Origin of the sequence: Bradyrhizobium sp. 195, from assembly GCF_023101665.1 — a bacterium.
Lineage (GTDB): Bacteria > Pseudomonadota > Alphaproteobacteria > Rhizobiales > Xanthobacteraceae > Bradyrhizobium.
This window is the reverse complement of the sequence record NZ_CP082161.1, coordinates 7379801-7392190: the sequence shown is the minus strand read 5'-3', so window position 1 is coordinate 7392190 and position 12390 is coordinate 7379801. Positions and strand designations below refer to the sequence as shown.

Here is a 12390-nt window from a genome sequence, read left to right as displayed (position 1 = left end):
GGCAATCTAGGCCACTATACTTTAGGATGTGTTTCGTGCAAGATAGTTGTCTTGAGCGACCGATATTGACGGTCGGATCGAATTGGATGCGGCGGCAGATTTCGTTGCCATCGCAAAACAGAATATTGTGAGCTTTTCGAATTGCTGCAGCCGGTATCGGCTGCCTTTGCAGCCTGGGAGGGCCAGATGCCCAAGACCAAGCAACAACATTTGGACAGCACGAACGGACCAAAGCGGATACTGGCTCTCGATGGGGGCGGGATACGCGGCATTCTCACCCTCGAATATCTTGAAGTCATGGAGCGGGAATTCAGGAGACGATTCAACGATCCGAACTTCCTGCTCTGCGACTATTTCGATCTCATCGGGGGCACATCGACCGGGTCGATCATTGCGGCCGGTCTGGCCTGTGGATTGACGGTTGAGCAACTCAAGAAGCTCTACACCGGGATCGGGACGGATGTCTTCCAGGCCGAGTTCTGGAGGCTCGGGCTGTTGGCGCCGAAGTTCAAATCTGAGCCACTTCAAGATGCACTCGATGAGCAACTCGGGGCAGACACGACGCTCGACAGCGAGCGCATCCGCACCGGCTTGATGATCATGACGAAGCGCCTCGACACCGGCAGTCCCTGGCCGCTGCACAACCATCCCGCCGCGCGATATGCCGCGCAGGACGGCAAGTTGCATTTGACCAAGGTGGTCCGGGCGAGCACGGCAGCACCGACCTATTTCAAGCCTCAGGAGATCGACATCTCCTCGCGTGATGGAAACGTCGTCGCCGGCGCGTTCGTCGACGGCGGTGTGAGCCCCTTCAACGACCCATCGTTGCAACTGCTGATGCTGGCCGCGCTCGATGGCCATGGTTTTCGCTGGCCGACCGGCAGAGACAAGCTGTTGCTGATTTCGATCGGCACGGGCACGTTCAAGAAGACTTACACCACGGAACAGATCACGGGCATGGCTGCGGCCGAGCAGGGCCTGCGATCGCTGCAATCCCTTATGGATGATTGCGGGCGCGTCAATCAGTCGATGCTGCAATGGCTGACGAACTGCCTGACGCCATGGGCGATCGACCGCGCCATGGGGGATATGAAGCTGGACAGCCAGAGCGGCCCGCAACTGGCCACCTATGCACGCTACAACGTGCTCCTGGAGTCCGACTGGCTGAAGACCACGGTCAAGCGCGACTTTGCGCCGGAAGCTGTCGCGAAGATCGCGGCGATGGACGATCCCAACAATCTCGCGGAGCTTGCCGACATCGGGCGGCTTGCCGCGGAGGTGCAGGTCAAGCCGGAACACTTTCCGTCCGGCTTCGATTGAGCTGATCCGGCGGCGGCCGGTGGCTCAGGCGTAGCTTCTGATCCAGATCCAGAGATGTTTAGTCATGGAAGTCACGCGCGCTTTTATCGTTCGTCCCTTCGCCACGCAGGACGGCATCGATTTCGATCGGGTGGAAAGGGAGCTTATCGCGCCTGCGCTCACGGCGGCTGGAATTGAAGGCCGCACCACGCTCGAGATCACGCGGCAGGGCAACATCCGGGAGGATATGTTCAGGCTGCTGGTGCTCTCCGATCTGGTGATCGCCGACCTCTCCATCCACAACGCCAATGTGTTCTACGAGCTTGGTATCCGGCACGGTCTGCGCGATCGGCACACCCTGCTGATGCGCGCCAAGGATACGCAGGACAAGTATCCCTTCGATCTTCAGACCGATCGATATGGTCAATACGATCCGGCGAACCCTGCCGCCGCGCTCCCTGGCTTTATCGAGTCGCTCAAGGCGACGCTTGCCGACACCAACAAGGACAGCCCGGTCTTCAAGTTGCTCCCACGCCTGACGCCGCACGACCGGGCCGCGCTCATGGTCGTGCCATTCGATTTCCAGGAAGAGGTCGAGATCGCGCAAAAGGCGGGTCGCGCCGGCGACCTGCGGCTGCTCGCGCAGGAGGTCCGCGGTTTCGAATGGGGAAGCGCGGGATTGCGGATCGTTGGCGACGCGCAATTTCGGATCAAGGCCCTCGCCGGAGCCAAGAAGACGTTCGAACTGCTGCGGGCCCTGGACAGCAACGATTTTCAGGCCAATTACCGCCTGGGCACGATCTATCAGAAGCTGGCGGCCAGGGCCCTTGGTCCCGATTCAAAGCTCGACTGCATCACGCGTTCGGAACAGGCGATCAATCGGGTCCTCGCCCGCACGATGCCGCCGAATGATCGCGATGAGACGCCCAAGGAATCGGCGGAGCGGCGGTTTCACCGCGCCGAGGGACATTCATTGCTGGGAAGCAACGCCAAGACGCGATGGATTGACGATTGGCAGGCCGCGGCCTCCCTCGATGCGCAACGCGAGGCGGCCCTCCGCTCGCCGCATCTTTCCTCCGCCATCCAGCATTATCTCGATGGCTTCGCCGAAGATCTGGACAGCTTCTATGCGGGGATCAATGCGCTTGCGATGCTGACGATCCAGATCGGTCTCGCCAAGGCGCTCCCCGATGTCTGGGCTGAAAGTTTCGATGACGGGGACGCGGCGACCGTCGCTCTCAAGACCAGCGAGCGCCGCGCCGGTCGTCTCGCTGCGGCGTTAAACCTGGCCGTCGGCAACGATGACAAAGTGATGCGGAAGGGCGAGAAATTCGACATCTGGAAGGAGATCAGCCGTGCGGACCTGTCGTTCCTCACGGCCGAGAAGCCGGCACAAGCCGGGACCGCCTATCGAAGAGGCCTGGCAAATGCGGGTCCGTTCGAAATCGACGCGGCGCGGCGTAATCTCCTGCTGTTTCGCGAGCTCGGGGTGCTGTCGGCAAATGTCGAAGCCGCGCTGAGGGAGATGAACCAGGCTGCGCCGGATCAACCCGTGGCGCTGCCCGTGCGGGTCATCCTTTTCACGGGCCATATGCTCGACACGCCCCGCCGGGACAAGAACGACCCGCGTTTTCCCAACACACAAGAGGCGGTTGCCGCGGCGCGCAAGATGATCGAAAAAGCGGTCAAGGACGAGATGAACGAGAGTGGCGGCGTTGCGTTCGGCATAGCGGGCGGGGCTTGTGGCAGCGACATCCTGTTCCACGAGGTCTGCAACGCGCTCAACGTCCCCACGCAGCTCATGCTGGCGCTGCCAGAGGCCCAGTTCCAGGCCGAATCGGTCAATCACGGCGGGGTCGATTGGGTGATGCGATACCAGCAACTCTGCCAGCGCGTGACGCCTCGCGTGCTCGCCGAATCCAAGGATCTGCCGCGCTGGCTCTCCGGCAAAAAGGGTTACGATATCTGGCAGCGGAATAATCTCTGGATGATGTTCAGCGCCCTGGCCGCGCAAGCGCGTTACCTGACGCTGGTCGCGCTCTACAATCGCGAGAAGGATCCCGACGGCCCCGGGGGCACGGCGCATCTCGTGAAGGTCGCGGCGGACTGGGGATTCAAGACGGTCGAACTCGACGCGCGGCAATTGCTGAAGACCGGCGGTACGTAAGCGAAGCCAGGCTGCGATTTGGCTTGATCTCTGCCGCTCCGGGGGGCGGCGAAAACATCGAGGTTTTCATCGCCTTCAGCCTTGGCGGTCGAGCTGGAGCGGCGATGAGCGCAAAAAAAGTAAGGCGCGACTGGCATCACCACAGTCGCGCCCTACGTCGCCGGCTTATGGGGCAGGGGGGAATAGCCGGCTGTTGAGACGACTCCTGTCTGCGCGAGTCGTTCCATGCCCTGCGAAATATTTTGCGCACGCTGCAGCATTTATCGCACACGGTTAAGTGATCGTAACGGCCAAGAACCCCCGGTCCTCCGCCCGCGTTGTTCCCGCGATCGCCATGGGGCGAGGGATCGACAGCCATGTCACAGATTCATAAGGTATTTTTGGGCGCCGCCGCGATTGTCGCAACGCTCGGCGCAGTGCAATTGGCCTCTGGCCATGATCTGGCCGACCGCTGGCAGGCGGTCGCCGACGTACCGAGCCACGGCTCGAACTTCGCGCCGAGCTATAGCGCAAGCCATAACGTCAATCGTGCCGGCAAGGCCGACCGCTTTGCCGAGATCAAGCCGGCCCCGGTAGCCACCCGCACCGTCTCAATGCGGCTGAACGACCTCGCCGACACCTCGGTGCTGCTGCGGGTTCCCGCGGTGATCGAGACCGGCAACGCCAAGCCGCCGGTGCTGCTCCAGAACCAGAAGCGGACCCGCAACAAGCCGACGATCGCCTGCGAGCCGATGGTCAGCTCGCTGACCGAGGTGGCAAAGTTGCTTCAGCCAGGCCGTTGCGTGACCTGATCCGCCGGGCGCCGGACCGGCCGTCCTTCCGCCGAGAGCTGGATCGTTCACGTCCACTTGATCCCGCCTACGCTCGCGTTATATCCCGGGTTTCTTCCCCTTCGTTTTGACCGGGTAAACGCATGACGACGTCAGACATGGCTGTGCATACGCAGCCCTTCCAGGCCGAAGTTTCCGAGCTTTTGCACCTCATGGTGCACTCCGTCTATTCCGAGACCGACATCTTCCTGCGCGAGCTCGTCTCCAACGCGTCGGATGCCTGCGACAAGTTGCGCTACGAGGCGATCGCCAGCCCGGCGCTGCTCGGCGAGGGCGATGCCCTCAAGATCCGCATCATTCCAAACAAGCAGGCCACGACGCTCACAATCGCCGACAACGGCGTCGGCATGGAGCGGCAGGAGCTGATCGATCATCTCGGCACCATCGCTCGCTCCGGCACCAAGGCGTTCGTGTCGAAGCTGAAGGAGGCCAAGGACGGCCTCGGCTTGATCGGCCAATTCGGCGTCGGCTTCTATTCCGCCTTCATGGTCGCGGAGAAGATCGTCGTGCTCAGCCGCCGCGCCGGCGAGAGCGACGTCTGGACCTGGACATCCTCCGGCGGCTCCGGCTTCGAGATTGCTCGTGCCAGTGACGAGGAGGCCGCGCGCCTGACGCGCGGCACGGAGATCGTTCTGCACCTCAAGGATGATGCCAGGAAATATCTCGAGACCTACGAGATTGAGCGCATCGTCGGTGCCTATTCCGACAATATTCTGTTTCCCATCGAGCTCGTGCCGGATGAAGGCGAGCCGCGCCAGATCAATTCGGCGAGCGCGCTCTGGCAGCGCTCGAAATCCGAGCTGACCGCGGACGACTACAAGAAGGCCTATCAGCAGATCGCGTCCGCCTTCGACGATCCCGCGATGACGCTGCATTACCGGGCCGAGGGCCGCTACTCCTACGCCGTGCTGCTGTTCGCGCCCTCGACCAAGCCGTTCGACCTGTTCGAGCCGAACCGCAAGGGCCTGGTGAAGCTTTACGTCCGCCGCGTCTTCATCACCGATGACGCCGATCTCTTGCCAGGCTACCTCCGCTTCATCCGCGGCGTCGTCGACAGCGAGGATCTGCCGCTCAACATCTCCCGGGAGATGCTTCAGAACAATCCGCAGCTCGCGCAGATCCGCAAGGCGGTGGCGACCCGGGTCGTCTCGGAGCTCGAAAGTCTCGCCGAGAAGGATCCGGACGATTTCGCCAAGATCTGGGACGCCTTCGGCGCGGTGCTGAAGGAAGGCATTTACGAAGACTTCGAACGTCGCGAAAAGCTGCTGGCGCTGTCGCGCTTCACCACGACGTCGGGCGAGAAGCGGTCGCTGAAGCAGGTCATCGCCGATTTCAAGCCGAACCAGACCGAGATCTATTATCTCGTCGGCGACAGCATCGAGCGGCTGAAATCCAATCCGCGGCTCGAGGCCGCGACCGCGCGCGGCATCGAGGTGCTACTGCTGTCCGATCCGGTCGACGCCTTCTGGACCTCGATGCCCTCGGAGTTCGACGGCAAGCCGCTGAAATCGCTGAGCCAGGGCGATCTCAATCTCGACCTGATTCCGCGGGTCGACGACAAGGACGAGCCGAAGAAGGAGGAGCCGGCCGCCGATGAAGCCGCCACCATCGCGGTGATCAAGGCCGCGCTTGGCGAGCGCGTCAGCGACGTCAAGGCCTCGACGCGACTCACCAGTTCGGCCTCCTGCCTCGTCGCCGACAGCCAGGGGCCGAGCCGCGAGCTGGAGCGAATCCTGGCGCAGCAAAATCGCGGCATGAAAACCAAGCCGATCCTGGAGATCAATCTGCGCCATCCGATGGTGGGCGCGATCACCAAGGCTCAGGCCGGCTCCAAGGCGGTCGACGATCTCAGCCTGCTCCTGCTCGAACAGGCGCAGATCCTGGACGGCGAATTGCCGGAAGATCCGGCCGCGTTTGCGGCGCGGCTGAACCGGCTGGTGTTGCAGGGGCTCGGCGCATAGCGCCGCAGCCCGCAGCGCTCACCTTGCCGTCATCTGCACCTAGGAACAGTCGCAACCGGCCTGGTGTTATGCCATAGGAGGCCGTCGGCATCAGACTCCCGACGCCGTCGATTCGAGGATGTGTCCATGCGCCTGTCGATCTTGACCCTCACCGCGATTGCGACGCTGTTCGTCGCGGCAGATGCCGGCGCCCAAACCTATGATCCGCGCTACCCGGTGTGCATGCACGTTTACACGCCCGGCGGTGGCTTCGGCGGTGGTGGCGGCGACTATTTCGACTGCTCTTTCACCTCGCTGCCGCAGTGCCGCGCGACCGCATCGGGCCGCTCGGCGAGCTGCGACCTCAACCCCTATTACGCCTTCGACCAGCCGCCGCCGCGCCGGCGCCACAAGAAGGTGCAATAGCGATCCGCGGCGCAGCGTAAAGGAATACTGCTCATGCGCTTCTCGTTCGGCCTGATCATGACTGCTGGCGCACTGCTGACGGCCGCGCCGTCGCATGCGCAGACCTTTGATCCGCGTTACCCCGTCTGCATGCACGTTTATTCAGGTGCGAACGGGGGAGGTGGGGAGTGGTACGACTGCTCCTTCACCTCGTTGCCGCAGTGCCGCGCCACCGCTTTCGGCCGTTCCGCGATCTGTGACCTCAATCCGTATTATCCGCTCAATGCAGCGCCGCCGCGCTTCCGTCACAGGCAAACCGGCTAGCGCGGAAGGCGCGGCACACTCCTGCTTCAGTGCAGTGCTGCCGCCGCTCTCCCGATCTCCGCGATTCCATCACCTTGGGCCAGAGATTTTCGCGCACGATCCCCTTGGACTGGTAAGGGATGACTAGCGTTAATCGCGCGCTAACCGTGTTTTACCCCACCTCTTAACACCTGGGCAGGGCGCGCCGGCTAAGCTTGGAGGAACAGCAGCCACGGCCCGAAAGAACGAACGGCATGACGACCGGTGTCATCGAGCAACCGAAAACCGCGCGCGCGCCGTCGGCTTCAAAGATCTGGCTGAAGGCCATTGAGCTCACCGCGCGCATCGAGACACTGCCAGGCCGCCTGTTCGCCGACGTCGTCGATGACTGGGCGCAGCGCCAGCCCGACCGGGTCGCGCTGGTCACCGATGACAGAAGTCTCGACTATTCAGGTCTGTCGAAGCGCATCAATCGCTACGCGCGCTGGGCGCGCTCGCTCGGCGTGGCCAAGGGTGATACCGTCGCGTTGATCATGCCGAACGGCATCGACTATGTCGCGGCATGGCTCGGCATCAGCCGGGTTGGCGGGGTGATCGCGCTCCTCAACACCAAGCTGGTCGGGCAATCGCTCGCGCATTGCATTGACGTCGCCCGGCCCGCTCATATCATCGTGGCGCATGAGCTGACGGGGGTGTTGGAGAGCGCTACGCCGCATCTGAAAACGCAGGCCAAGGTGTGGACGCATGGCGATGCCCGTGGCGATCGCGCGATCGACGTCGCGCTGGCGGCGCTGGACGAGGCGCCGCTGTCGCCGGAGGAGCACGGCGAGGTCACCATCGATGACCGTGCGCTGCTGATCTACACCTCAGGCACCACCGGCCTGCCGAAAGCCGCCAGCATCAGTCACCGCCGCATTCTCAATTGGGGTTTCTGGTTCGCCGGCCTCACCGGCGCGACGCCTCAGGATCGGCTCTATGACTGCCTGCCGTTGTTCCACTCGGTCGGCGGCATCGTCGCGCCGTGCAGCATGCTTGCTGCCGGTGGCTCGGTGGTGATCGCTGAGAAATTCTCCGCCTCGCATTTCTGGTCCGACATTGTGCGCCACGACTGCACGCTGTTTCAGTATATCGGCGAGCTCTGCCGTTATCTGCTCAAGGCGCCGCCGTCGGAATACGAGAATCGTCATCGTCTCCGGCTCGTCTGCGGCAACGGCCTGCGCGGCGACATCTGGGGCGACTTTCAGGATCGTTTCGCCATTCCCCGTATCCTCGAATTCTATGCGGCGACGGAAGGCAATTTCTCGCTGTTCAACGTCGAGGGCCAGCGAGGGGCGATTGGTCGCATCCCGCCGCTGCTCGCGCATCGCTTCCCTGCCAATCTCGTCAAGCTCGACCCGGACAGCGGCATGCCGCTGCGCAACGAAGAGGGATTGTGCCTCGCCTGCGACCGCGGCGAGGCCGGCGAAGCCATCGGCCGCATCGGTACCGCCGATGAGGGCGGCGGCCGCTTCGAGGGCTACACCGACACCGGCGAGACCGAAAAGAAGATTCTTCGCGATGTGTTTGCCAGGGGCGATGCCTGGTTCCGCACCGGCGATCTGATGCGGATTGACGACAAGGGCTTCTTCCATTTCGTCGATCGCATCGGGGACACTTTCCGCTGGAAAGGCGAGAACGTCGCGACCTCGGAGGTGAATGACGCAATGCGCGACTTCACCGGCGTGGTCGATGCGACCACCTACGGCGTCAGCATTTCCGGCACCGACGGCCGCGCCGGCATGAGTGCGATCGTCGTCAACGAGGGTTTTGACATTGCCGCGTTGCCCGCACATCTCGCGCAGCGGCTGCCGGCCTATGCATGCCCGGTTTTCATCCGCATCTCCTGCGAGATCGATGCGACCGAGACGTTCAAGCAGAAGAAGGGCGATCTCGCGCGGGAAGGCTTCGATCCAGCCGCGATCTCCGATCCGTTGTTCATGGCAGACCCGGAATCCGGGGCCTATGTGGCGTTGGACGCGGAGGCCTATGCGCGGATCCTGGACGGCTCGATCAGGCTGTAGATCCCGCCAAAATCCGCAGATAGGTCCAATTTTACCTGAATTGTCCAAGAAGGCATTTACTTCTGTCGGGTAAACAAGCGGCCATGGGGAGGCGGCCAGCAAGAGCCGCCGCAACACCAACGATAACAAAGCGAGCCAGCCATGTCGGTAAGGTCTAAGGTCATTGAGGCGATCCAGCAGATCGCCAGAGAGCAGCACGTCACGCTTCCCGCTCTTTCGGACGATCTGTCCCTGCACGAGACGGGCTTCGACTCGCTCGCCTTCGCCATTCTGGTCGCGCGTCTCGAGGACGACACCGGCGTCGACCCCTTCACCATTTCCGAGGACGCAGCATTCCCCGCCACGGTGGGCGATTTCGTGCGGGCCTACGAAAATGTCCCCGCGTGAGATCTTTGCGCTCCGCGACCATCTCGGCGCGGAGCTGAAGGGCCGCACGATCTCCGATGCGCACGATGTCGTGTCGCTGACCGAGATCCTGTCGCAGACGGTTCTGGGCGGCCGCCTTCGCGAGCTGTCGGGTCGCGCCGTGCTGCTCAAACTATCCGACCAGCTTCGCTCCGGCCTTGCCATGATCGAGCTCGATGGCATCGCCCGTCGCATGCTGCTGTGTCCACCCGATCTCAACCCGGCACATCTCGACGCGCTGATCGCGGATGCCGAGATTGACGCCGTCGTCACCGACGAGCCCGACCGCTGGGCCGACACGGGCATCGCGCTCGTCGTCACCGCACACTTGCCGCTTGAAGCCACCGCGCCGGTCAGGTCCGAACGCGCCACGGAATGGCTGATGCTCACCTCGGGCACGTCGGGCGTACCGAAAATCGCGGGCCATACACTGGAGGCGCTCACCGGTGCGATCGTCGCCGAAGGTCCCGCGCGCGGACCGGCGCCGGTGTGGGCGACATTCTACGACATTCGCCGCTACGGCGGCCTGCAAATCTTCCTTCGCGCCGTTCTCTCCGGCGGCTCGATGGTGTTGTCGGACCCGCATGAGGCGCTCGGTGATCACGTGACGCGGCTGAAGGCGCGTGGCGTCTCGCACATCTCCGGCACGCCTTCGCATTGGCGCAAGCTCCTGATGAGCGGTTCGGCCACGCAATTCGCGCCTCGCTACGTCCGCCTCTCCGGTGAAATCGCCGACCAGGCGGTGCTCGACGGCCTGAAGGCGGCATTTCCAAATTCCTCCGTCGGTCATGCCTATGCCTCCACCGAAGCCGGTGTCGGCTTCGCCGTGAATGACGGGCTGGAAGGTTTTCCGGCCGACTATCTCGGCAATCGCAACGGTGTCGAGATGAAAGTGGTCGACGGCTCGCTCCGTATCCGTTCGACGCGCACCGCGCATGCCTATGTCGGCCGCAATGCCGCCCCGCTTACCGATGACGACGGATTTGTCGACAGCGGCGACATCGTCGAGCTGCGCGGTGAGCGCTACTATTTTGTCGGCCGCCGCGGCGGCATCATCAATATCGGTGGGCTGAAGGTCCATCCCGAAGAGATCGAGGCGGTGATCAACCGCCATCCCGACGTGCGGATGTCTCGGGCCAAGTCGCGGAAGAGCCCGATCACCGGCGGCATCGTGGTCGCCGACGTGATCCTCACTGAGGGCACTGATCCGGCGCGCGCGAAAGAGATCCGCGACCAGATCCTGGAGCGGTGCCGCGCCCAGCTTGCCTCGCACAAGGTGCCGGCGGTGATCCGCTTCGTCGAGGCGCTCGATGTCACCCCGGCCGGAAAATTGGCGCGAACCGATGCATAATAACGTTCTCGTCACTGGCGGCAGTCGCGGCATTGGTCTTTCGATCGGCAGACGCCTCGCTGGCGCCGGCTACAACGTGATCGCGGCGGCGCGGCGTGAGAGCGAAGAGCTCAAGGCTGCGATTGCCGGGTCTGACGGGCGCCTGCATTTCCGCGCCTGCGACCTCGCCGTGATCGACGCGATTCCGGCTTTTGCAAAACTGGTGCGCAACGAATTCGGCCCGGTCTACGGCCTCGTCAACAATGCCGGCCTCGGTACCGAAGGCCTGCTCGCCACCATGCATAATTCCGAGATCGAAGCGCTGGTGCAGCTCAACGTGCTGTCGCCGATCATCCTCACCAAATATGTGGCGCGGCAGATGATGGCGGACGGCGCCGGCCGCATCATCAACATCTCCTCGATCATCGCGACCACCGGCTATAACGGCCTGTCCGTCTATGGCGCGACCAAGGCCGCGGCCACCGGCTTCACCCGCTCGCTGGCGCGCGAGGTCGGCAAGGTCGGCATCACCGTGAACGCGATCGCGCCGGGCTTCATCGACACCGAACTCACGCACAATCTTTCCGACGAGGGGCGCAAACGCATCGCCAGCCGCAGCGCGCTGCGCCGCCTGCCGGAGACGGACGACGTCGCGCGCATGGTGGAATACCTGCTCGGCGAGGGCGGCCGCAATGTCACCGGGACCGTGTTCACGGTCGACGCCGGGAATACGGCGTAAGCGGAACCCTGCGATCATAATTGCGTTGATCCGGCACAATGACATTCAGCCGGATTTGGTCGTAAGATGCCTCGCAATCGATTGGGTTACGTCAATCGATCTGCCCTAATCGACAGAGAGCAGTCCATGGCCATCCCAAACATGACCGCTTCAAATCAGGGCCGGACGGAGCAATCCTGCGCGAAGCTGGATGATGTCCATTGCCCGCCGATGACGCATCAGAATTCCGGCGGTCACGGCCATGAAATGTACCCGCAGCAATTCGTGCGCCTGGTCGGCTGCCACGACGCCTCTCTCGATAGCTTGCGCAAGCGTCAGGACGAGAAGCTGCACTAGCTTGCTCAGGTCCGGCGCTTCGGCAAGTCCCTCGGCAGGTCAACTCGTTCGTGTGAAAACTCCGGCGGCCCTTCGGTGAGCCGGCGGATGCGGCGCTCGCGTTCGTCGGCCGGCAATGCGGGATCGAGCAGTGCCTCGATCTCGTGGACTGCGATCTCTTCGATCCTGGTGGCGTCCGAGGCGATCGAGTGCCCCGTTGCGGGGACCGGCGGCGCGATCTTCAGACCCAGCTCGATCAGTTTGCAGATTGCATCCGAGCGGGTGAGGCGGTGGGCTTCGGCCCAGGCATCGACGGCCTGCGTCAGTCTTTCGGGCAGCCTAACTGCGCTGACCGGGTCGATGCCGGTGCGCCGGCCGACCGGAGAGGTGGAGTCCTTGTTGCCGAAATTGGACACCGCGATCATCCCATGCAACCCTTGGAGCTGGAGCAACGATAGCCGCACTCCCCGGCCGGTCGTTTGATGCCGATCAATGACCTCCGCTGCGGCATTGCAACGCGGTCGCATCTTGTTGTTCGGGCCTGTTTCGGCCAATGATCGAAAGGGGGGCGCCGGCCGGCGAACCCGGATCGATTCT

General features: G+C 63.1%; 12 protein-coding genes. 11 read left to right on the top strand and 1 reads right to left on the bottom strand.

Annotated elements, in window-relative coordinates; translation table 11 throughout:
- Nucleotides 1-186 precede the first annotated feature (186 nt).
- The 11 genes from IVB26_RS34440 (at nucleotide 187) to IVB26_RS34390 (ending at nucleotide 11814) form a co-directional block, all read left to right on the top strand.
- Nucleotides 187-1320, top strand: a complete 1134-nt coding sequence (locus IVB26_RS34440) for a patatin-like phospholipase family protein (protein ID WP_247969400.1) — start codon at nucleotides 187-189, stop codon at nucleotides 1318-1320.
- 64 nt (nucleotides 1321-1384) lie between these two features.
- Nucleotides 1385-3466, top strand: a complete 2082-nt coding sequence (locus tag IVB26_RS34435) for a tetratricopeptide repeat-containing protein (RefSeq protein ID WP_247969399.1) — start codon at nucleotides 1385-1387, stop codon at nucleotides 3464-3466.
- 356 nt (nucleotides 3467-3822) lie between these two features.
- A complete protein-coding gene (locus IVB26_RS34430; protein ID WP_247969398.1) occupies nucleotides 3823-4257 on the top strand; it encodes a hypothetical protein in 435 nt (144 codons plus the stop codon).
- A 122-nt stretch (nucleotides 4258-4379) separates the two neighbouring features.
- Nucleotides 4380-6257 carry a molecular chaperone HtpG gene (gene htpG / locus IVB26_RS34425; protein WP_247969397.1) on the top strand — a complete coding sequence of 626 codons (1878 nt, stop codon included), beginning with the start codon at nucleotides 4380-4382 and terminating at the stop codon, nucleotides 6255-6257.
- A 126-nt stretch (nucleotides 6258-6383) separates the two neighbouring features.
- Nucleotides 6384-6662, top strand: a complete 279-nt coding sequence (locus IVB26_RS34420; RefSeq protein ID WP_247969396.1) for a DUF3551 domain-containing protein — start codon at nucleotides 6384-6386, stop codon at nucleotides 6660-6662.
- Between the two features lie 33 nt (nucleotides 6663-6695).
- On the top strand, nucleotides 6696-6965 hold the full coding sequence (locus tag IVB26_RS34415; protein ID WP_247969395.1) for a DUF3551 domain-containing protein: 270 nt from the start codon (nucleotides 6696-6698) through the stop codon (nucleotides 6963-6965).
- Between the two features lie 233 nt (nucleotides 6966-7198).
- The gene (locus tag IVB26_RS34410) at nucleotides 7199-9004 is read left to right on the top strand and encodes a long-chain-acyl-CoA synthetase (RefSeq protein WP_247969394.1); all 1806 of its coding nucleotides are present in this window, start codon (nucleotides 7199-7201) and stop codon (nucleotides 9002-9004) included.
- 141 nt (nucleotides 9005-9145) lie between these two features.
- The gene (locus IVB26_RS34405; RefSeq protein ID WP_247969393.1) at nucleotides 9146-9391 is read left to right on the top strand and encodes an acyl carrier protein; all 246 of its coding nucleotides are present in this window, start codon (nucleotides 9146-9148) and stop codon (nucleotides 9389-9391) included.
- Nucleotides 9378-10760, top strand: a complete 1383-nt coding sequence (locus IVB26_RS34400; RefSeq protein ID WP_247969392.1) for a class I adenylate-forming enzyme family protein — start codon at nucleotides 9378-9380, stop codon at nucleotides 10758-10760. The genes IVB26_RS34405 and IVB26_RS34400 overlap by 14 nt, the downstream gene beginning before the upstream one ends.
- Nucleotides 10753-11478: an SDR family NAD(P)-dependent oxidoreductase gene (locus tag IVB26_RS34395; RefSeq protein WP_247969391.1), complete on the top strand. Its 726-nt coding sequence runs from the start codon at nucleotides 10753-10755 to the stop codon at nucleotides 11476-11478. The genes IVB26_RS34400 and IVB26_RS34395 overlap by 8 nt, the downstream gene beginning before the upstream one ends.
- A 126-nt stretch (nucleotides 11479-11604) precedes the next feature.
- Nucleotides 11605-11814 (top strand): hypothetical protein, encoded by a 210-nt coding sequence (locus tag IVB26_RS34390; protein WP_246919012.1) that lies wholly within the window; start codon nucleotides 11605-11607, stop codon nucleotides 11812-11814.
- Between the two features lie 5 nt (nucleotides 11815-11819).
- Here IVB26_RS34390 and IVB26_RS34385 read toward each other — a convergent pair whose 3' ends face one another.
- Nucleotides 11820-12218 carry a hypothetical protein gene (locus IVB26_RS34385; protein ID WP_247969390.1) on the bottom strand — a complete coding sequence of 133 codons (399 nt, stop codon included), beginning with the start codon at nucleotides 12216-12218 and terminating at the stop codon, nucleotides 11820-11822.
- Nucleotides 12219-12390: the final 172 nt, after the last annotated feature.

Excerpts from the sequence above, each read along its gene's own strand:
- IVB26_RS34440 (WP_247969400.1), top strand. The coding sequence starts at position 187 with ATGCCCAAGACCAAGCAACAACATTTGGACAGCACGAACGGACCAAAG.
- IVB26_RS34410 (WP_247969394.1), top strand. The coding sequence starts at position 7,199 with ATGACGACCGGTGTCATCGAGCAACCGAAAACCGCGCGCGCGCCGTCG.
- IVB26_RS34400 (WP_247969392.1), top strand. The coding sequence starts at position 9,378 with ATGTCCCCGCGTGAGATCTTTGCGCTCCGCGACCATCTCGGCGCGGAG.
- IVB26_RS34405 (WP_247969393.1), top strand. The coding sequence starts at position 9,146 with ATGTCGGTAAGGTCTAAGGTCATTGAGGCGATCCAGCAGATCGCCAGA.
- IVB26_RS34435 (WP_247969399.1), top strand. The coding sequence starts at position 1,385 with ATGGAAGTCACGCGCGCTTTTATCGTTCGTCCCTTCGCCACGCAGGAC.
- IVB26_RS34430 (WP_247969398.1), top strand. The coding sequence starts at position 3,823 with ATGTCACAGATTCATAAGGTATTTTTGGGCGCCGCCGCGATTGTCGCA.
- IVB26_RS34415 (WP_247969395.1), top strand. The coding sequence starts at position 6,696 with ATGCGCTTCTCGTTCGGCCTGATCATGACTGCTGGCGCACTGCTGACG.
- IVB26_RS34395 (WP_247969391.1), top strand. The coding sequence starts at position 10,753 with ATGCATAATAACGTTCTCGTCACTGGCGGCAGTCGCGGCATTGGTCTT.
- IVB26_RS34390 (WP_246919012.1), top strand. The coding sequence starts at position 11,605 with ATGGCCATCCCAAACATGACCGCTTCAAATCAGGGCCGGACGGAGCAA.
- htpG (WP_247969397.1), top strand. The coding sequence starts at position 4,380 with ATGACGACGTCAGACATGGCTGTGCATACGCAGCCCTTCCAGGCCGAA.
- IVB26_RS34385 (WP_247969390.1), bottom strand. The coding sequence starts at position 12,218 with ATGATCGCGGTGTCCAATTTCGGCAACAAGGACTCCACCTCTCCGGTC.
- IVB26_RS34420 (WP_247969396.1), top strand. The coding sequence starts at position 6,384 with ATGCGCCTGTCGATCTTGACCCTCACCGCGATTGCGACGCTGTTCGTC.